Origin of the sequence: Pantoea sp. EABMAA-21, from assembly GCF_030053335.1 — a bacterium.
GTDB classification, from domain to species: domain Bacteria; phylum Pseudomonadota; class Gammaproteobacteria; order Enterobacterales; family Enterobacteriaceae; genus Pantoea; species Pantoea communis.
Window position 1 is genome coordinate 1 of the sequence record NZ_JASGBX010000017.1, and the last position, 19648, is coordinate 19648.

Here is a 19648-nt window from a genome sequence, read left to right on the forward strand (position 1 = left end):
AATGACCCGTGAGGCTTAACCTTACAACGCCAGAGGCGTTTTTGAGAGACGCAGAAGTAGATTTTCAGCTTTGTTCAAACGGATTGGTTCGCGTGGTGACGGATGTCACGGCGTGAATAACAGAATTTGCCTGGCGGCTGTAGCGCGGTGGTCCCACCTGACCCCATGCCGAACTCAGAAGTGAAACGCCGTAGCGCCGATGGTAGTGTGGGGCCTCCCCATGCGAGAGTAGGGAACTGCCAGGCATCAAATAAGTGAAGAAACCCTGAACGAAAGTTCAGGGTTTTTTTACGTCTGCAGATCGGCGAAATTAATACTAACAGCCACGAAGATCGCCAAAATACCGCTAAATGCGCTGCGAAAAAAGATTGAAGTGCTCCGTAAAATCCCCCATTTTTCCTCTCAAACACTGTCATTACACCTCATCTATATGCAAAAAACGCATAGAACACCGCGTTGGTCGCGCAAAGATGTAGCATAAATAGGCGGATCAGACCTCCAAATCCCGCCTTAAACTGAAACATTTTCATAATCCGCATGAAGACTCGACATTCAGCGGATGCCAGGCTAATCTCGGGCATCTGGATGTCTAAACGTTTATACGGTTATCAGTAAGAGGTCAGTTAGCTATGCCAATCAGAATCCCCGACGAATTACCGGCAGTGAATTTTTTGCGTAATGAGAACGTGTTTGTCATGGCCTCATCGCGCGCCAGTGTTCAGGAGATTCGCCCGCTAAAAGTACTGATCCTCAACCTGATGCCAAAAAAGATCGAAACGGAAAATCAGTTCTTACGCTTACTCTCCAACTCGCCACTGCAGATCGACATACAGCTACTGCGCATCGACAGCCGTGAGTCACGCAATACGCCGAGCGAGCATCTCAATAACTTTTACTGCAACTTCGAAGATATTGAGCACGATAATTTCGATGGTCTGATCGTTACGGGTGCCCCGCTGGGATTGGTGGATTTCAATGACGTGGCATACTGGCCGCAGATTCAGCGTGTGCTGCACTGGGCGAAAGAACACGTCACATCCACGCTGTTTGTCTGTTGGGCGGTACAAGCCGCGCTGAACATTCTGTACGGCATTCCAAAGCAAACGCGTCAGAACAAACTTTCAGGCGTGTATGAACATCAAATCCTGCATCCGCATGCTTTGTTAACCCGTGGATTTGACGACAATTTCCTCGCGCCGCATTCGCGTTATGCTGATTTCCCGAGCCAGTTAATTCGCGACTATACCGATCTCGAATTGTTTGCCGAATCTGACGCCACCGGGGCTTACCTGATGGCGAGTAAAGACAAGCGCCTGGCGTTTGTAACTGGCCATCCTGAATACGATGCGCTGACGTTATCCGGTGAATACCATCGTGATTATGATGCCGGGCTGCATCCGGAAGTACCATTTAACTACTTCCCACAAGACAATCCTGAACTGCCACCGCGTGCCACCTGGCGCAGCCACGGTAATCTATTGTTCTCAAACTGGCTAAACTATTACGTTTACCAGATTACACCGTTCGATCTGCGTCATATGAACCCCACACTCGACTAAAGCAAAGCTCGCTTTTCTCGTTAAATGTGCCGTGACAGCCTCGTGCTGTCGCGGCATTTTTTTTGCCTTGCGCAAGCTTGTGGAATCCATTGCCTTTAATTTGAGAGTTTAAATTACATATTTATCAGTATAATAAGGCAGTTTAAATATAAAAATGGAAATAGTTTTTGAAAATAAGATAAAAATCATTATGCTCTGATCTTGCCGGTTAAAAATCACCCTACACCCGGATCCCCGTAAATGGGGACGGATCATAACAGGAGCAGCCCGCATGACAGATTCGGTTATCCACAATACGCTGACCTTCACTCAGCCCCTTACCTACGCGGAAAAGCAGCTGCTCACCCCGCAAGCCATCGACTTCCTGCACACACTGGTCGCGCGTTTTGCACCGGAACGTGAGCGCCTGTTAAAAGCACGTCAGCAGCGCCAGCAGCGTTACGATCAGGGTGCCTTACCTGACTTTGATTCGGAAACCACTTCCATTCGTGAACGTGACTGGCAGGTTCGCCCGATTCCCCAATTGCTGCGCGATCGTCGCGTCGAGATCACCGGCCCGCCGGATCGCAAAATGGTGATCAACGCGCTGAATGCGAACGTCAACGTCTTCATGGCCGATTTCGAGGATTCGCTGGCACCCACCTGGCAGAAATTGATGGATGGCCAGCTGACACTGCGTGATGCGGTCAACGGCACGCTGAACTTCACCAGTGAAGCGGGCAAGATCTACCAGCTGAAATCCGATCCTGCTCTGCTGATGTGTCGTGTACGTGGGCTGCATCTGAATGAAAAACACGTTGAGTGGCGCGATCGGGCCATTCCCGGCGGGCTGTTTGATTTTGCGCTCTACCTGTTCCACAACGTTGAGGCACTGCTGGAAAAGGGGCATGGCCCCTGGTTTTATCTGCCAAAAACCGAGCATGCATCTGAAGTGGCGTGGTGGCGTGAGATCTTCCGCTTTAGCGAGGATCGCTTTGATCTGCCGCGCGGCACCATCAAAGCCACGGTATTGATCGAAACGCTGCCAGCGGTATTCCAGATGGATGAGATCTTGTGGGAGCTGCGCGATCACGTGGTGGGCCTGAACTGTGGTCGCTGGGATTACATCTTCAGCTACATCAAAACCCTGGCACAGCACGGCGATCGCATTCTGCCGGACCGCCAGCAAATCAGTATGGATCAGCCCTTCCTCGATGCCTATTCACGATTGCTGATCAAAACCTGCCACCGCCGCGGCGCACTGGCGATGGGCGGCATGTCCGCGCTGATTCCGAGCAAAGATGCCGAGCGTAATGCGTGGGTGATGCAGAAAGTACAGGAAGACAAAGCGCGTGAAGCCGGTAACGGCCATGACGGCACCTGGGTCGCGCATCCGGGGCTGGCCGATATCGCCATGGCTGAATTCGACCGTCAGCTCGGCAATCAGCCTAATCAGCTGCAGGTCAGTCGCGATCAGGATGCACCCATCACCGCCGAACGTCTGCTGCGGCCATGTCGGGGTCTGCGCACTGAAGTGGGTATGCGCGCCAACATTCGCGTGGCGTTGCAGTACCTTGAGGCGTGGATTGGGGGTAACGGCTGCGTGCCGATTGATGGGTTGATGGAGGATGCCGCCACGGCAGAAATTGCCCGCACCTCCATCTGGCAGTGGATTCATCACAAGCAGATCCTCAGCGATGGCCAACTGGTGACCGCCGAACTGTTTGAGCGGCTACTCGATGAAGAGATGCTGGCCCTGCAACAAACGCTGGGCGAGGAGCGCTTCCGTAGCGGACGCTTTGCCGATGCCGCCGCGCTGATGGCGCAAATCACCACGGATAACGAACTGGTTTCTTTCCTTACTCTGCCGGGCTACCGCCTGCTGCCATGAACCTGGAGATAACGCTATGAATCGTCACCAACAGATCAAACAACTGGAATCGAGCTGGAACGACGCGCGCTGGCAGGGCATTACCCGCCCCTATAGCGCGGAAGATGTTATCAACCTGCGTGGCTCAGTGAATCCGGCCTGCACGCTGGCAGAGCGCGGGGCGAATAAACTGTGGTCGTTGCTCAATGGTGAGTCCACCAAAGGGTATATCAACAGCCTCGGCGCCTTAACCGGCGGGCAGGCAATACAGCAAGCCAAAGCCGGAATAGAGGCGATCTATCTCTCCGGCTGGCAGGTGGCTGCGGATGCGAATATGGCCGGGCAGATGTATCCCGATCAGTCGCTCTATCCGGCGAACTCGGTGCCGAATGTGGTCGAGCGTATCAATCAGAGCTTCCAGCGCGCCGACCAGATTCAGTGGGCGAACGGTCTGTCGCCAGAAGATGAAGGCTTTATTGACTACTTCCTGCCGATTGTGGCGGATGCAGAAGCGGGGTTTGGTGGCGTGCTCAATGCTTTCGAGCTGATGAAATCGATGATTCAGGCAGGTGCCGGTGCGGTGCACTTTGAAGATCAGCTGGCCTCGGTGAAGAAGTGTGGCCATATGGGTGGCAAAGTGTTAGTGCCCACTCAGGAAGCGATTCAGAAACTGGTGGCTGCGCGGCTGGCAGCTGATGTCATGGGCGTGCCGACGATATTGCTGGCACGCACCGATGCGGATGCCGCTGACTTGATTACCTCCGACTGTGACGAGCGCGATGCGCCGTTTATCACCGGGCAACGTACCGCTGAAGGGTTCTTCCGTACTCGCGCCGGTATTGAGCAGGCGATCAGCCGTGGCTTGTCGTATGCGCCGTACGCAGATGTATTGTGGTGCGAAACCTCGACACCGGATCTCGAACTGGCGCAACGTTTTGCCGACGCGATTCACGCGCAGTATCCGGGCAAGTTGCTGGCCTACAACTGCTCGCCGTCATTCAACTGGAAGAAGAATCTCGACGATCGCACCATCGCCCGTTTCCAGCAGGCATTAAGCGACATGGGCTATCGCTTCCAGTTCATTACGCTGGCCGGCATTCATAGCATGTGGTTCAACATGTTCGATCTGGCACACGCGTATGCGCAGGGTGAAGGGATGCGCCATTACGTTGAGAAAGTGCAGCAGCCGGAATTTGCCGCGCGCGAAAAAGGCTACACCTTCTCCTCGCATCAGCAGGAAGTGGGCACCGGCTATTTTGATCGCATCACCAACGTGATTCAGGGCGGCCAGTCTTCCGTGACCGCACTGACCGGTTCGACAGAAGCTGCGCAGTTCTGATCAGTCTGCATGCGTACCCTACGAAAATTGCACGACACATTCGTAGGGTCGCCATTGATGGCGACTAAAACCGCATCGCGGACTTTCATCACGCCTGGCCCATGGATGGGCTCCCTTTGCCGGAGCGTTGCCTATGACACCGAGAGAATCTCTGATCGCCCACACCATTCTGCAAGGTTTCGACGCGCAGTATGGCCGCTTTCTGGATATCACCGCAGGCGCCCAGCAGCGCTTCGAGCAGGCCGACTGGCATGCCGTGCAGCAGGCAATGAAAGCGCGTATCCATCTTTACGATCACCATGTTGGATTGGTGACCAACCAACTGCGCATCCTCAATGATGTGTCAAACTGGGATGAAGCGTTCTGGCTGCGGGTAAAAAGCCACTATGAGACGCTGCTACCCGGTTATCCGCGCCATGAAATTGCCGAAAGCTTCTTTAATTCCGTCTATTGTCGCTTGCAGGGGCACAGCCATCTCGATCCCAATCGGCTGTTTATCTTCCCGTCGCAGCCCTATGTCGCCGCGCCGATGGCACAACGTCCATTGTCGCGGCTGTACCGTCCACAAGGCAACTGGCATGAAGTATTAAGGCAGGTTCTGAACGATATTCCTTTGCGCTTGCCCTGGCAGGATATCACCCGCGATATCGGCTGGATCGTCCGCCACTTGCATGAACAGTTCAGCCCCGCTCAACTGGCCACCGCCACGCTGGATGTCGCCGGTGAACTGTTCTACCGCAATAAAACCGCCTGGATCGTGGCGCGATTGCAGTTGAGTGATGGCATGGTGCCTTGCTTGCTGCCCATCCAGCGCGATGAGGCGGGACGCTTGTGGATCGATACCTGCTTAACCGACAGCGACGACGCCAGCATCGTCTTTGGCTTCGCACGCGCCTATTTTATGGTGTATGCACCGGTGCCCGCAGCGTTGGTTGCCTGGCTGCAACCGATTCTGCCGGGTAAAACCCTCGCCGAACGCTACATGGCCATCGGCTGCCAGAAACACGGCAAAACCGAATGCTACCGCGAATACCTGCATTATCTGTCACACAGCGACGAAGAGTTCACCGTCGCGCCCGGCATCCGCGGCATGGTGATGCTGGTGTTTACGCTGCCCGGATTTGATCGCGTATTTAAGGTGATTAAAGATCGCTTCGCGCCGCAGAAAGAGGTCACTGATGCGCAGGTGCGTGACTGCTATCGCATGGTTAAAGAGCACGACCGTGTGGGACGCATGGCCGATACACAAGAGTTTGAGTACTTCGCGATACCGCGCGCACGTATCCCGGCAGCGCTGATGGTGGAGTTTGAACGCGATATTCCGGAGAAGATGGAACTGCGTGACGATGTGCTGATCATCCGCCATCTGTGGCTGGAACGCCGTATGGAGCCACTCAATTTGTGGCTGGCGCAGGCCACACCAGAACAGCGTCAGCACGCGATTGGCGAATATGGCGATGCGATTCGCCAGTTGGCGGCAGCGAACATTTTCCCCGGCGACATGCTATTCAAAAACTTCGGCATGACGCGTCACGGTCGCGTGGTGTTTTACGACTACGATGAAATTCGGCCTATGACCGAACTGAAGTTCCGCGATGTGCCGCCAGCACGTTACGAAGAGGATGAGCTGCAAGCCGAGCCGTGGTACAGCGTGGGGCCGGATGATGTGTTCCCCGAAACCTTCCGCTATGCGCTGTGCAGCGAGCCGGGCACCGGTAAGTTATTGCTCGCGCTGCACCCGCAGCTGTTTGATCCGGGCTGGTGGCGCGCGCTGCAAACGCGCATCCGGGAAGGGCATATCGAAGAAGTGATCGCCTGGCGCGCCGGACAGCGTTTCAGCGCGCGCTATGCATCAGTGGCCGCTTAGCGGCCAGAATAGGTCTGCGTGACCAGCCTGGCGGCACGGATCACCAGCGCGCCCAGTTCGGTCACACGGTCGTCGGTCATGCGTGCTATCGGGCCGGAAATCGAGATGGCGGCAAAAGGCTCGCCGTGCTCATCATAGATGGGTGCCGCCACGCAGCGCAGGCCCAGCGCGTGCTCTTCATCATCATGTGAGAAGCCCATCTTGCGAATCAGCGCCAGATTCTCTTTCAGGCTGTGCGGAGACATCAAAGTTTTCGGTGTGTAGTGGTGCAATCCTTTCTGATGCAACAGCGCGGTCACCTGCTCATCGCTGAGATGGGCGAGAAATGCTTTGCCTGCGCCAGACGCGTGCATCGGTAGCTTACCGCCAATCGGTGCCGACATACGCATCAGCTGCGTACACTGCACTTGGTCAATAATCACTGCCTGATAGTCGCTGAGATCCAGCACCGCCAGATTCACTGTCTCTCCGGCATCTTCCATCAGTTTACGCAGGATGGGATGCACAATCGCCAGCAGATTGCGGCTCTGAAGAAAACTGCTGCCGACCACAAAGGCATGTGAGCCGATGGTCCAGAAGCCCAGATCACCAACCTGATGCACAAATCCCTGCTGCTGCATGGTGGTCAGCAAGCGGTGCGTGGTGGAGTTAGGTAATCCGGCCTGTTGTGCCAGCTCGGTCAGGGCAACGCTGCCGTGAGATTCGGCGATCAGTTCAAGTAAACGCAAACCGCGCGTCAGGGATTGAACTTGTCCACCTGCCGGGGCGCTGGTGGCTGCTGCGGCACGTGGTTTTTTTCCACGTTTCGCCGGTACTGGGGTTGCCATAACGTCTCCACAATCGCATCAATGCTGGAAACCATTTTCGTTTTTGGGCGTATGAATGCAAACGCTGCTTTACTGGTCGGATCTGTAATACTTTCAGGCTGAAAATGTCTCATCTGTCGTGACTTTTGCTCACCGGAAAGTTATGCCAGTATGTTTGGCTGGCATATTAGCCAACGCAATGACGTGGACGGGGCGAGAGTGAGCAATAAAACAGAAATGCTGCATCAGCAACTGGCACAGCGGATTATGATTTTGGACGGTGGCATGGGCACCATGATTCAGAGTTATAAACTCAGCGAAGCCGATTTTCGTGGCAGCCGTTTTGCCGACTGGCCCTCCGATTTGAAAGGCAATAACGACCTGCTAGTGCTCACCAAACCGGACGTTATTCGCGAAATTCATGATGCTTATCTTGCCGCTGGCGCAGATATTCTGGAAACCAACACCTTCAACTCCACCACCATTGCGATGGCAGATTACGCGATGGAAGCTTTGTCAGCGGAGATTAACTTTGAAGCGGCAAAACTGGCGCGCGCCAGTGCGGATGCATGGACGGTAAAAACACCTGACCGACCGTGCTATGTTGCGGGCGTGCTCGGCCCCACCAACCGCACCTGCTCCATCTCGCCGGATGTGAATGATCCTGCCTTCCGAAACGTCACCTTCAATCAGCTGGTGGAAGCCTACCGCGAATCAACGCATGCGCTGATTGAGGGTGGTTCAGATCTGATCATGATTGAGACGGTGTTCGATACCCTGAATGCCAAGGCGGCGATTTACGCGGTGCAGGTCGAGATGGAAGCGATGGGCGTGAAGCTGCCGGTGATGATCTCCGGTACCATTACCGATGCCTCGGGTCGCACACTCTCCGGCCAGACCACAGAAGGTTTCTACAACTCACTGCGTCACGCCGAGCCGCTGTCGTTTGGCCTGAACTGTGCGCTCGGTCCAGACGAGCTACGCCAGTACGTGCAGGAGCTATCCCGCATTGCGGAAGGCTATGTCACTGCTCACCCTAACGCCGGTTTGCCGAATGCGTTTGGTGAATACGATTTAGATGCGGCAACCATGGCTGAACAGATCGGCGAATGGGCGCGAGCCGGTTTCCTGAATATCATCGGCGGCTGCTGCGGTACCACGCCGGAACATATCGCGGCGATGGCGGCGGCGGTTGAGGGCGTTGCCCCCCGCCAGCTGCCTGAAATCCCTGTTGCCTGCCGTCTGTCCGGTCTGGAACCCCTGAATATTCACGCTGATTCGCTGTATGTGAACGTCGGTGAACGCACCAACGTCACGGGTTCGGCCAAATTTAAGCGTCTGATTAAAGAAGAGAAGTACAACGAAGCGTTGGATGTGGCCCGTCAGCAGGTGGAAAGCGGCGCGCAAATTATCGATATCAACATGGACGAAGGCATGCTGGATGCGGAAGCTGCGATGGTGCGCTTCCTCAACCTGATTGCCGGTGAACCCGATATCGCGCGCGTACCGATCATGATCGACTCCTCCAAGTGGGAGGTGATCGAGAAAGGGCTGCAGTGCATTCAGGGCAAAGGCATCGTTAACTCAATTTCGATGAAAGAGGGCGTTGAGCCGTTTATCGAACACGCGCGTAAAGTGCGACGCTACGGTGCCGCCATGGTGGTGATGGCGTTTGATGAAGTCGGCCAGGCGGATACCCGCGCACGTAAAATCGAAATCTGTCGTCGCGCCTACAAGATTCTGACGGAAGAGGTCGGTTTCCCGCCAGAAGACATCATTTTCGACCCAAACATCTTCGCAGTCGCCACCGGTATTGAAGAGCATAACAACTATGCGATGGACTTTATCGGCGCCTGTGAAGACATCAAGCGCGAGCTGCCGCATGCGATGATCTCCGGCGGCGTGTCTAACGTGTCGTTCTCGTTCCGTGGTAACGATCCAGTGCGCGAGGCGATTCACGCGGTGTTCCTCTATTACGCGATTCGCAATGGGATGGATATGGGCATCGTCAACGCCGGTCAGCTGGCGATCTATGACGACTTGCCCGCAGAACTGCGCGATGCGGTGGAAGATGTGGTGCTGAACCGTCGTGACGATGGCACTGAGCGTTTGCTGGAGCTGGCGGAGAAATATCGCGGTAGCAAGAGCGACGGTGAGCAGGAGAAGCAGCAGGCCGAATGGCGCAGTTGGGACGTGGTCAAGCGTCTGGAATACTCGCTGGTAAAAGGCATCACTGAATTTATTGAGCTGGACACCGAGGAGGCGCGTCAGGCTGCCGCAAGGCCCATTGAAGTGATTGAAGGGCCGCTGATGTCCGGCATGAACGTGGTCGGCGATTTGTTCGGCGAGGGCAAAATGTTCCTGCCGCAGGTAGTGAAATCGGCGCGCGTGATGAAGCAAGCGGTGGCCTATCTCGAACCTTACATTGAAGCCAGCAAAGAAGTCGGGCGCAGCAACGGTAAAATCGTGCTGGCGACGGTGAAGGGCGATGTGCATGACATCGGTAAAAACATTGTCGGCGTGGTGCTGCAGTGTAATAACTACGAAATTATCGATCTTGGCGTGATGGTGCCAAGTGACAAAATCCTGAAAACCGCCATTGCTGAAAATGCCGATATCATTGGGCTTTCCGGGCTGATTACGCCTTCGCTGGATGAGATGGTCAACGTGGCGAAAGAGATGGAGCGCCAGGGCTTCACCATCCCGTTACTGATTGGCGGTGCGACCACGTCGAAAGCGCATACGGCAGTGAAGATCGAGCAGAACTACAGTGGTCCAACGGTGTATGTGCAAAACGCCTCACGCACCGTGGGTGTTGTCTCTTCACTGCTCTCAGAAAGCCTTAAAGAGGAGTTTATGGCCCGCACGCGCAAAGAGTACGACACGGTGCGCATTCAGCACGCACGTAAGAAGCCACGCACGCCGCCGGTCAGCCTGCAAACCGCACGCGACAACGATTACGCCATCGACTGGGAAAGCTATACGCCGCCGGTCGCGCATCGCCTTGGGGTCAGCGCGGTTGAAGCCAGTATCGACACCCTCCGTAACTACATCGACTGGACGCCGTTCTTTATGACCTGGTCGCTGGCGGGGAAATACCCGCGCATTCTCGAAGATGAAGTGGTGGGTGAAGAGGCTAAACGCCTGTTTGCCGATGCCAACGCCATGTTGGACAGGCTCAGTGAAACCGGCACCCTCAATCCGCGTGGCGTAGTCGGTATTTTCCCGGCAAACCGCGTCGGAGACGATATTGAAGTCTACCGTGATGAAAACCGCGATCAGGTGATAGGTGTGAGCCATCACTTACGTCAGCAGACCGAGAAAACCGACTTCGCCAACTACTGCTTAGCTGACTTTGTCGCACCGAAATCCAGCGGTAAAGCCGATTATCTCGGTGCGTTTGCTGTCACCGGTGGACTGGAAGAGGATGCGCTGGCCGAAGCCTATGAACAGCAGCATGATGACTACAACAAAATCATGATCAAGGCGCTGGCAGACCGTCTGGCCGAAGCTTTTGCCGAATATCTGCATGAGCGGGTACGTAAGGTGATTTGGGGCTTTGCCGCTCATGAGAACCTGAGTAACGAAGAGTTGATTCGCGAAAATTATCAGGGCATTCGTCCTGCTCCGGGCTATCCGGCCTGTCCGGAACACACGGAGAAAGCGCAAATCTGGCAGTTGCTGGATGTGGAGACGCACACTGGCATGAAGCTCACGGAGTCCTTTGCTATGTGGCCGGGTGCGGCAGTATCCGGCTGGTATTTCAGCCATCCGGACAGCAAATACTTCGCTGTGGCGCAGATTCAGCGTGATCAGGTGGAAGATTACGCGGCGCGTAAAGGGATGAGTGTCAGCGAGGTTGAGCGCTGGCTAGCACCGAATCTGGGTTATGACGCGGATTGATGGGCTGATGGCGTAAAAGGATACGCAGAGCATTCAGTCGGGGCCCAACCAGGCAAGGCCCCGAAACCTCCAGGAATGCGCCTGGAGGTCAACGCCGTTTCAACCTTCCACACTTGTCGTTAATTAAACCGCGCATCACGATCTGAGGTCATGTCATACAGCTGATATTTACGCCCCAGCATCTGTCCGCCATCACGCGTTAGCGGCACCCAATTCACCTGCGCACGGCCACGGGTTGGCGTCACGGTAAACAGATCCATTGGAATCGAGATATAGAAGCCTTTGGTGAAGTCGCCTTCGCCATAGGCTTCGGCGGACACGTTGGTTTTGGTGGCGTAGAAGCCGACCATCACACCGCTGTCGAAGCGCTTCGACACATCGACCGTCACACCTTTATCTTTCGCCAGATATTCACCGACGCTGGCTTTCACCAGCACGTCCTGCATGAACCATGGGCGCCAGTACGCGGTGAAGTGTCCGGTTGGCGCTTTGTAGTCGGTGAACTGCATCATGTTGTCCCAGTCACGTTGTTTCACGTAGTTGGCATCAACACCAAAAGCCCAGTTGCTGTCTATCGGACGATACAACACTTCACCACCCACGCCGCCGTACATGGTTTCGAGATAACCGCCGTACACCTGGCCATAGAAGCCATTGCCGAGATACCCCATGTAGTTGGCTTGCAGGTCATTAACGTAGACATTGTTCTCGACGTAGTCGCGAATATGGGTACGCACGCGCGGCAGGGTGGAGTCAGCCGGTGCGCCGTTGTAGTTAAATTTGTCGTAGTTATTGGCGAGGTTACCAAACAGGCTGCCGCTAACCAGCAGGTGATCGGTCAGTGCGTAATCAACGCTGCCCATCACGCCCAGTTGGTACATGTAGAAGCTCTCAGGCCCACCAACCGACTGATTGAGCACCGGTGCCAGATTGTAGTGAAGGCGATCTTTGCGGATAAAGAAGCCTTGTTCAGTCTCGCCAGGATCGACCGGATTCTCACGCGTCTGCTGCAGCGGCTGCTCATGACCCAGCGGGTAACCGCTCAGCGCATTGTGCAGACTGGCGACATCAGTGCGGGTGGTCACCTGCGGCATATTGAGACGCGACTCGGTGACATCTATGGTATCAATGCCGGCCGGCAGGTTGTTCATGATGATGCGATTGGCACGATCGACGCCTTCGCGCGTATCGCGGTATTTCGTCTGTTCGCCAGAGACATACAGCGTACTGCCTTTGGTCTGGATGCGCGGACCGCTTAATCCGGCGTTGTACTTCAGATCGGTCAGCTGGTTGGCTACCACCGTCGGTTGCAACAGATCACCCTGCGGCTGCGGGTTATAAGCCGGTTTGGCACTATCAATGTGCGACTGGCGCAAATCGTTGAAGTTAGTGCGCACGGTCACGCCAAACATAAAGGTGTTGCCACGCTCATAGCTGGCGTTGATATCGGCCCAATCGGTCAGGCGATAAATCGCTCCCACGTTGACCTTGCTGCGCTGTTCCAGACGTCCGGCAAAGTCATCCTGATAGTCATTGCCTTCATATTCCAGCTTCAGACGTAGCGGCTGCCAGGGGGTTTGATACTCCACGCCGCCAAACAGTGCTGCCGGGCCGTGGAACATCTGGGAACCATTGATAGAACCCGCCGAGCCACCGCCGGTACGGCTACAGAAGCTATCGCTGTAGGAGCAGAACGGGTTTTTGATACTGCCGCTGTTACCGAGGTAGCCCCAGCCGATGCCCATGGTGAAATCAAACGGTCCCCAGGCTTTGGTTGCCACCAGATATTCACTGTCAAACAGGCCGGTACCGCCCAAATCACGCGATCCGACTGCCACTTCAGGCAGCCAGTAGCTCTCCTGCCACAGACGCAGCTTCACATCGAAGGCTTTGTCTTTATAACTTTGGTCGCCACTGAAGCCTTCAACTGCGCTATAGCGGCGCGTACGCACGTCAGTGTAACGCACGGTGGTTTCCAGCCATGGGAACAGCTGCAGCGAAGCAGAGTAGTAGCGATATTGATCGTTATCGCGGAAGTTCAGGCTGAATTCGCCCTCTTTCGCCATGCGTGCCGTGGGGGTCTGCATCAAACCCACGCCGCCGAAATCCGATTGTGATGGCCCGATGGGTTCCGGCCAGGTTTCCGCGTGCACCTGGCATGCCGCAGAGACAGAAGCAGCCAACAGGCTGAGAAGTAATTGTTTTTTCATCAGTCTGGAATCCGGTGTGTCAGAACAGAAAGCATGCGCGCATTCAAATCAGCTTTTCCCCACGGCAGGCTCCATGAGGTAAAGCCCAGCCAGATGATGCTGCCGGGTGCCACTTCCACGTGACGTTGATTCCAGTAGGCGACCGGCACCTGCTGCATCTGGCCCGAAGGCGAGATCACCGTGGCGAAACTGCGCTCGGCTCCTGACAGGCGATCGTGGGTATCAAGGTAATCACGCACGGTGCGACCAGGTTGCCAGCTTGCTTTGCCGGGATGTTCCAGCGCGCCGAGAATCAGCACCTGGTCAGGCTGAGGCAGCGTGTAGAGGTCGTAGCTGCCCTGTAGCGTGCGATTGGCTTCTGGACGCAGGCGCACCCAATCAGGATCGAGTTCAGTGAACTGGCGTCCGGTGACCTGTATCGTGCTGAGCTGGTGGATCACTGCGCCAATGGTCGCTGCCAGCGCATCGCCGCTTTCGGCCTGCCAGGTGCGTAAATCAGCCAGCAGCTGTTGCTGTTGTTGCTGTGCCACCGCCGTTGCGCCACGTTCAGCGATCACCGTACCGGGCCACCAGGTGTGCAGTGCCGGGTTGGTGACCAGCTGCGCCAGATTCTGTGCATGATCGATCTGCAGGCTGTGTTGGCTGTGCTGGTCATGCACCGTTACCTGGCTATCTGCCTGCGCATAACCGGCCGTCAGCAGCGCGATGGCCGTTAACAGAGGGGAGATTATTTTCATGATTTTGCCGGCTTCAGAATAGTGGTTTCAACTGGGAAGGCATCTGCGGCGAGCATTTGATTTGCCTGCAAAACGCTGCCATCACGGTTATCGATCCAGAAGGTGTTTTGCCATTCTGCGCCGACATCATCCATTCGCACGGTCTCGATCCAGATACGGCAGGGCACGCGCTCACCGGCGATGTTCAGCACGGTGTCATCGCCGCGCTGAAAGGTGGAAGTGGCGGTGGCAGCGCGTACTTTCTCTTTCTCGCGCCACTGCACCACGCGGGTCCAGCTGACATTGTTTTGCAGATGCAGCGCATCGACGAGCGGATCCTGCGCCAGATTGCTGACCTCATCAAGGTTGCTGGCCAGCCCCAGTGTTTTGACGAGCCTGCCATGCTGCATCACCAGCATCGCTTTATCCTGAGTGATCCATTTCAGCTGGCCGTTTTCGTCATACCCAAGTACCACGAAGATACGCGGTCCTTCATTGATGCGCGCATACAGGCTGGCGTAAGGGAGACTGGCAACCTGCTCATCGGTGACGGTGACATCATCCGGACCTTTTACGGCCAGCATCACGGTTTGTTCCAGGCCTTTTTGTGTTTGTGTGCAGGCCTGCAGCAGCAGGCAGAAAAGTAGCAAGGAGAGTCGGTGCACTGTGTATATCCCTGTCAAAAATAAAACCAGGCAAAAAATAACCACACGGCTGTGTGGTTATGTTTAAAGGTGCTACATCAACGCGTGGTGCTCGTTGTGGTGGTCGTTGTTGTGCCGGTATTTGCGCCGTCACCGCCGCCAGCAGCAGCGATGCCGAGTCCTACTAACGCGCCCAGTGCGCCGATACCCACAGCGGTCGTGGCACCGGTCGAGATTGCTCCCGCCTGCGCGCCCGCTGCAGCACCAGCTTCTTCCGGTGCGGCAATCGCAGCGGAAGAAACGGCAACGTAAAGTAAGGCTGCACCGGCAACCATCAGTTTTTTCATAACAACGTTTCCTGCATTTTTAGAAACAAATGAATGAAGGATGTACCCTAATTTCGGGCGCGTTCAGTATAGGGCAACAAATTACCAGAGTTCATCGCCAGTAAAAGAGGGTGAAAAACAGGGGTTATTCTGGTGATAAATACGGCGAATTGGCGATAGCTGCTTTTTTTAAATGAATATTTTTCAGGTGGCGGGATATTTGAGTGGTTGGGGCTGACACGGCAGCATTTTTCACTTTTGCATTAAAAAATGGTACGGAATAGGATTAATCAGATTTTCCTGAGTGTGCTTTAATTTTAATGATAGATTAATCAAATAGATGCTTATTTTAGGTGGGCGAATTAGATCCATTTTTTGATGAGTGCCATGCTGTTCATTTTAAACAAACTCCGATTTTCCTTAGCGCATTTTAAGAATTATCTAACCGTAACGGGATCGCTGAATAACAAAATTGCGAGGTTTATTGCATGTTTAGTAGAAATAAGGCGGCAATTAAGCCGCCTTATTCAGATTGGCAGGAAAATTATCGCCAGGATTTATAGCGGTTAATTAAGCCATTAGTGGAACTGTCGTGGCTGCTGATCTGCGATTCATTTTCCAGCTCTGGCAGAATACGGTTTGCCAACTGTTTACCCAATTCAACACCCCATTGGTCAAAGGTGAAGATGTTGAGAATCGCGCCCTGAGTGAAGATCTTGTGCTCGTACAGCGCAATCAGTGCACCCAGGCTGAACGGGGTGATTTCACGTAGCAGGATGGAGTTGGTTGGGCGGTTACCCTCGAACACCTTGAACGGCACGATGTGGGCAACAGACTCAACGGATTTACCGGCATCGGTAAACTCTTTCTCGACCACCTCACGTGATTTGCCAAACGCCAGCGCTTCGGTCTGCGCGAAGAAGTTCGACAGCAGTTTCGGATGGTGATCGGTCAGTGCGTTGTGGGTCTGCGCCGGGGCGATAAAGTCGCAAGGGATCAGTTTGGTGCCCTGATGAATCAGCTGATAAAACGCATGCTGACCGTTGGTGCCAGGCTCGCCCCAGATAATTGGGCCGGTCTGGTAATCCACCGGGTTACCTTCGCGATCCACGTACTTACCGTTGGACTCCATGTTGCCCTGCTGGAAGTACGCTGCGAAACGGTGCATGTACTGGTCGTAAGGCAGGATGGCTTCGGTTTCGGCACCAAAGAAGTTGTTGTACCAGATACCGATCAGTGCCAGCAGCACCGGCAGGTTTTGCTCGGCTGGCGTGTTGGCGAAGTGGTTGTCCATCGCATGTGCGCCGCTCAGCAGCTGTTCGAAGTTCTCGAAGCCCACTGACAGGATGATCGACAAGCCAATCGCTGACCACAGTGAATAGCGACCGCCGACCCAGTCCCAGAACTCAAACATATTGTCGGTATCGATACCGAACTCGCCCACCGCTTTACCGTTGGTCGACAGCGCAGCAAAGTGTTTGGCGACATGCTGCTGGTCGCCCGCGGTTTTCAGGAACCAGTCGCGCGCGCTGTGGGCGTTGGTCATGGTCTCCTGCGTGGTGAAGGTTTTAGACGCCACGAGGAACAGGGTGGTTTCCGGGCTGAGATCTTTCAGCGTTTCGGCAATGTGTGTGCCATCAACGTTAGAAACAAAGTGCATGTTCAGGTGATTTTTATACGGGCGCAGCGCCTCAGTCACCATGAATGGACCGAGATCCGAACCGCCGATACCGATGTTCACCACGTCGGTGATCGCTTTGCCGGTATAACCTTTCCACTCACCGCTGATGATGCGCTCAGAGAAGCCTTTCATCTTCGCCAGCACCGCATTCACTTCTGGCATCACATCTTTGCCATCAACAATGATTGGCGTGTTGCTGCGATTACGCAAAGCAACGTGCAGCACGGCACGCTCTTCGGTGCGGTTGATCTTCTCACCAGAGAACATGGATTTGATGGCGCCCGCCAGATCGGTCTCTTTTGCCAGCGCCTGTAACTTATCGAGGGTTTCCTGGGTGATGCGGTTTTTTGAGAAATCCACCAGCATCTGATCGTCGAAAGTGGCAGAGAATTTCGCAAAACGATCGGCATCATCTTTAAACAGGTCGGCGATCTGCACCGATTTCATCTGGTCAAAATGCTGCTGCAGCGCTTTCCAGGCTGCGGTTTGTTTCGGATTGATATTTTTCATGGCAACACTCTTGTTGAAATAAGAACCGTCATTCCAGCCGGGCGCGTCCTGCTGACCCAGCGTGCTAAGCATTTCTTGTGGCTGATACGCTACCGCGAACGGGTTTCAGTATGACCACAGTTGCAAACGAAGGGAAAAAATTTGTGACCGTGGCCGCAAGGTTTCAGGTTAATCCGGCGGTGATTGTCGATGTTCTGGCAAAAAAATTCCCTGTGCCGCATCAGCAAAAAGCCGCGTTTTTGCGCGCCGTTGACTACTTTAGGCGGGTGTGGCTGCCAGCGTTTGTTCTGCGATGCGCTGGCGTAATTCTAAAAAAGAATTTTCAACGTGTTGCAAGGCTGGACAGCAGCAAAATTAATCAGTATTTTGTGCCCGCGACTTGCACCTTTGGGTGCAAGCCAGAAGAGGCGCGTCGCCCAGGCAGTGTGTTTGAGGATCCGTATCCAACGACAACACATCATGGGGTGCGACGCCGAGATGGAACAACACGCGGAGTGTTGTCCTGTCGGCTGCAGGGGCTGAATCCTCTGGGTTGTCACCAGAAGCGTCCGCAGTCGGACGTTTCGCAAGGTGAAGTGCTTTTGGTGACTCATCTCCTGATCTTGTCTGTCCAATTCTGCTCTTCTCTTGTGCCAAGGCTGAAATCACCTCTTCCGTTTAACCACGGGAGAAAGCTAATCTGACACGAGGTTCGTAACATGTCTCAAAACCTGATCGTGGCAAAATTTGGCGGCACCAGCGTTGCCGATTTTGATGCCATGAACCGCAGTGCGGATGTTGTGCTCTCTGATGCCAATACCCGTTTAGTGGTGCTCTCTGCGTCTGCTGGCGTGACTAATCTGCTGGTTTCTCTGGCTGAAGGCCGGGAACTGGAGCAGCGCGCGCACCTGCTGGACGAAATTCGCAACATTCAATACGCCATCATTGATCGCCTGCAATCCCCTGAAGTGATTCGCCAGGAGATTGATCGCATGCTGGAAAACATCCTGATGCTGGCGGAAGCGACTGCGCTGGCGACCTCACATGCGCTGACCGATGAGTTGGTAAGCCACGGTGAGCTGATGTCGACCCTGCTGTTCGTGGAAGTGCTGCGTGAGCGTCAGGTCAATGCCGAATGGTTTGATGTGCGTAAAGTGATGCGCACCAGCGACCGTTTTGGTCGTGCTGAGCCTGATGTTGCCACGCTGAAAGAGCTGTCCACCGCGCAACTGGCTCCACGTGTTGCAGAAGCACTGGTCGTTACTCAGGGCTTTATTGGTAGCGAAGGCAAAGGGCGCACCACCACGCTGGGACGTGGCGGCAGCGACTATACCGCAGCACTGTTGGGAGAAGCTCTGCAGGCATCGCGTGTGGATATCTGGACCGACGTGGCCGGTATCTACACCACCGATCCACGCGTGGTGCCCACCGCGAAACGCATCGAAGAGATCACCTTCGAGGAAGCGGCGGAAATGGCGATCTTCGGCGCGAAAGTGCTGCATCCAGCGACCTTGCTGCCAGCTGTGCGCAGTGACATTCCGGTGTTCGTCGGTTCGAGCAAAGATCCGGCTGCAGGTGGCACGCGCGTGTGCAATGAAACCCAGAATCCACCGCTGTTCCGCGCGCTGGCACTGCGTCGTAAGCAAACGCTGATGACGCTGCACAGCCTGAACATGCTGCACGCGCACGGCTTCCTGGCTGAAGTGTTCGCGATTCTGGCTCGCCATAACATCTCCGTCGATCTGGTCACCACGTCAGAAGTGAGCGTGGCGCTGACGCTGGATACCACCGGTTCTTCGACCACCGGTGAAAGCTTGTTGACGCAAGCACTGCTGACTGAGCTCTCTTCACTGTGCCGCGTGGAAGTGGAAGAGAACCTGGCGCTGGTGGCGATTATCGGCAACAACCTGTCGAAAGCCTGCGGCGTTGGCAAAGAGGTGTTTGGTGCCCTTGAGCCGTTTAATCTGCGCATGATTTGCTACGGTGCCAGCAGCTATAACCTGTGCTTCCTGGTACCAACGCCAGACGCAGAAGAAGTGGTGCGCGCGCTGCATAAGAACTTGTTTGGCAGTTAATCCAGACATGCTGAAAACGAGCCGGACATCGTCCGGCTTTTTTATTTCTTTAACAGGCTACAGGCGTGCGATATCTCGTCCACCGCCTTAAAAGCAGCGGATATCATTGCCGTTTTCCCTGCTTTGCCGCAGACGATCCGCATTTTATCCTGCCAGCGACTTCCCGCCTTACGTCACGATAATG

The 19648-nt window shown here is 54.8% G+C and carries 12 protein-coding genes, 1 rRNA gene and 1 riboswitch; of the genes, 7 read left to right on the forward strand and 6 right to left on the reverse strand.

All coding sequences use genetic code 11. The features are described from left to right. The first annotated feature begins 129 nt into the window (after window positions 1–129). From rrf to aceK, 5 genes are all read left to right on the forward strand, one after another. Window positions 130–245: ribosomal RNA gene (gene rrf, locus QMZ65_RS20505) — 5S ribosomal RNA — on the forward strand. 384 nt (window positions 246–629) lie between these two features. Continuing rightward, complete coding sequence (gene metA / locus QMZ65_RS20510) at window positions 630–1559, forward strand: homoserine O-acetyltransferase MetA (RefSeq protein ID WP_034827128.1); 930 nt, start codon at window positions 630–632, stop codon at window positions 1557–1559. 271 nt (window positions 1560–1830) lie between these two features. Next, window positions 1831–3429 carry a malate synthase A gene (aceB, locus tag QMZ65_RS20515; RefSeq protein WP_097118905.1) on the forward strand — a complete coding sequence of 533 codons (1599 nt, stop codon included), beginning with the start codon at window positions 1831–1833 and terminating at the stop codon, window positions 3427–3429. Window positions 3430–3445: 16 nt separating this feature from the next. Continuing rightward, window positions 3446–4747 carry an isocitrate lyase gene (aceA, locus tag QMZ65_RS20520; protein ID WP_058960030.1) on the forward strand — a complete coding sequence of 434 codons (1302 nt, stop codon included), beginning with the start codon at window positions 3446–3448 and terminating at the stop codon, window positions 4745–4747. 133 nt (window positions 4748–4880) lie between these two features. After that, window positions 4881–6614, forward strand: coding sequence for a bifunctional isocitrate dehydrogenase kinase/phosphatase (aceK, locus tag QMZ65_RS20525; RefSeq protein ID WP_283216604.1), 1734 nt, complete (start codon window positions 4881–4883; stop codon window positions 6612–6614). Here the strand turns inward: aceK and iclR are convergent. Continuing rightward, window positions 6611–7441: a glyoxylate bypass operon transcriptional repressor IclR gene (gene iclR / locus QMZ65_RS20530; protein ID WP_211729059.1), complete on the reverse strand. Its 831-nt coding sequence runs from the start codon at window positions 7439–7441 to the stop codon at window positions 6611–6613. The genes aceK and iclR overlap by 4 nt on opposite strands. 198 nt (window positions 7442–7639) lie before the next feature. Here iclR and metH point away from each other — a divergent pair, with 198 nt between their 5' ends. Next, window positions 7640–11323 (forward strand): methionine synthase, encoded by a 3684-nt coding sequence (gene metH, locus QMZ65_RS20535; RefSeq protein ID WP_283216605.1) that lies wholly within the window; start codon window positions 7640–7642, stop codon window positions 11321–11323. A 119-nt stretch (window positions 11324–11442) separates the two neighbouring features. On the opposite strand, the gene QMZ65_RS20540 is transcribed toward metH, so the two are convergent. The 5 genes from QMZ65_RS20540 to pgi all read right to left on the reverse strand — a co-directional run bounded on the left by QMZ65_RS20540 (window position 11443) and on the right by pgi (window position 17410). Beyond that, on the reverse strand, window positions 11443–13533 hold the full coding sequence (locus QMZ65_RS20540) for a YjbH domain-containing protein (RefSeq protein WP_058960031.1): 2091 nt from the start codon (window positions 13531–13533) through the stop codon (window positions 11443–11445). Next, a complete protein-coding gene (locus QMZ65_RS20545; RefSeq protein WP_097118909.1) occupies window positions 13533–14270 on the reverse strand; it encodes a capsule biosynthesis GfcC family protein in 738 nt (245 codons plus the stop codon). The genes QMZ65_RS20540 and QMZ65_RS20545 overlap by 1 nt, the downstream gene beginning before the upstream one ends. Next, window positions 14267–14914, reverse strand: a complete 648-nt coding sequence (locus tag QMZ65_RS20550) for a YjbF family lipoprotein (protein WP_283216606.1) — start codon at window positions 14912–14914, stop codon at window positions 14267–14269. Before QMZ65_RS20550 ends, QMZ65_RS20545 begins: the two co-directional genes overlap by 4 nt. 77 nt (window positions 14915–14991) lie before the next feature. Further along, entirely contained in the window at window positions 14992–15240 is a 249-nt protein-coding gene (gene yjbE / locus QMZ65_RS20555) for an exopolysaccharide production protein YjbE (RefSeq protein ID WP_034827112.1), read from the reverse strand. 523 nt (window positions 15241–15763) lie between these two features. Then, on the reverse strand, window positions 15764–17410 hold the full coding sequence (pgi, locus tag QMZ65_RS20560; protein ID WP_160834053.1) for a glucose-6-phosphate isomerase: 1647 nt from the start codon (window positions 17408–17410) through the stop codon (window positions 15764–15766). Between the two features lie 394 nt (window positions 17411–17804). After that, a riboswitch (Lysine riboswitch) is annotated at window positions 17805–17999 on the forward strand. 109 nt (window positions 18000–18108) lie between these two features. Between pgi and lysC the strand changes: the two genes are divergently transcribed. Continuing rightward, window positions 18109–19464 carry a lysine-sensitive aspartokinase 3 gene (lysC, locus tag QMZ65_RS20565; protein WP_034827106.1) on the forward strand — a complete coding sequence of 452 codons (1356 nt, stop codon included), beginning with the start codon at window positions 18109–18111 and terminating at the stop codon, window positions 19462–19464. Window positions 19465–19648 lie beyond the last annotated feature (184 nt).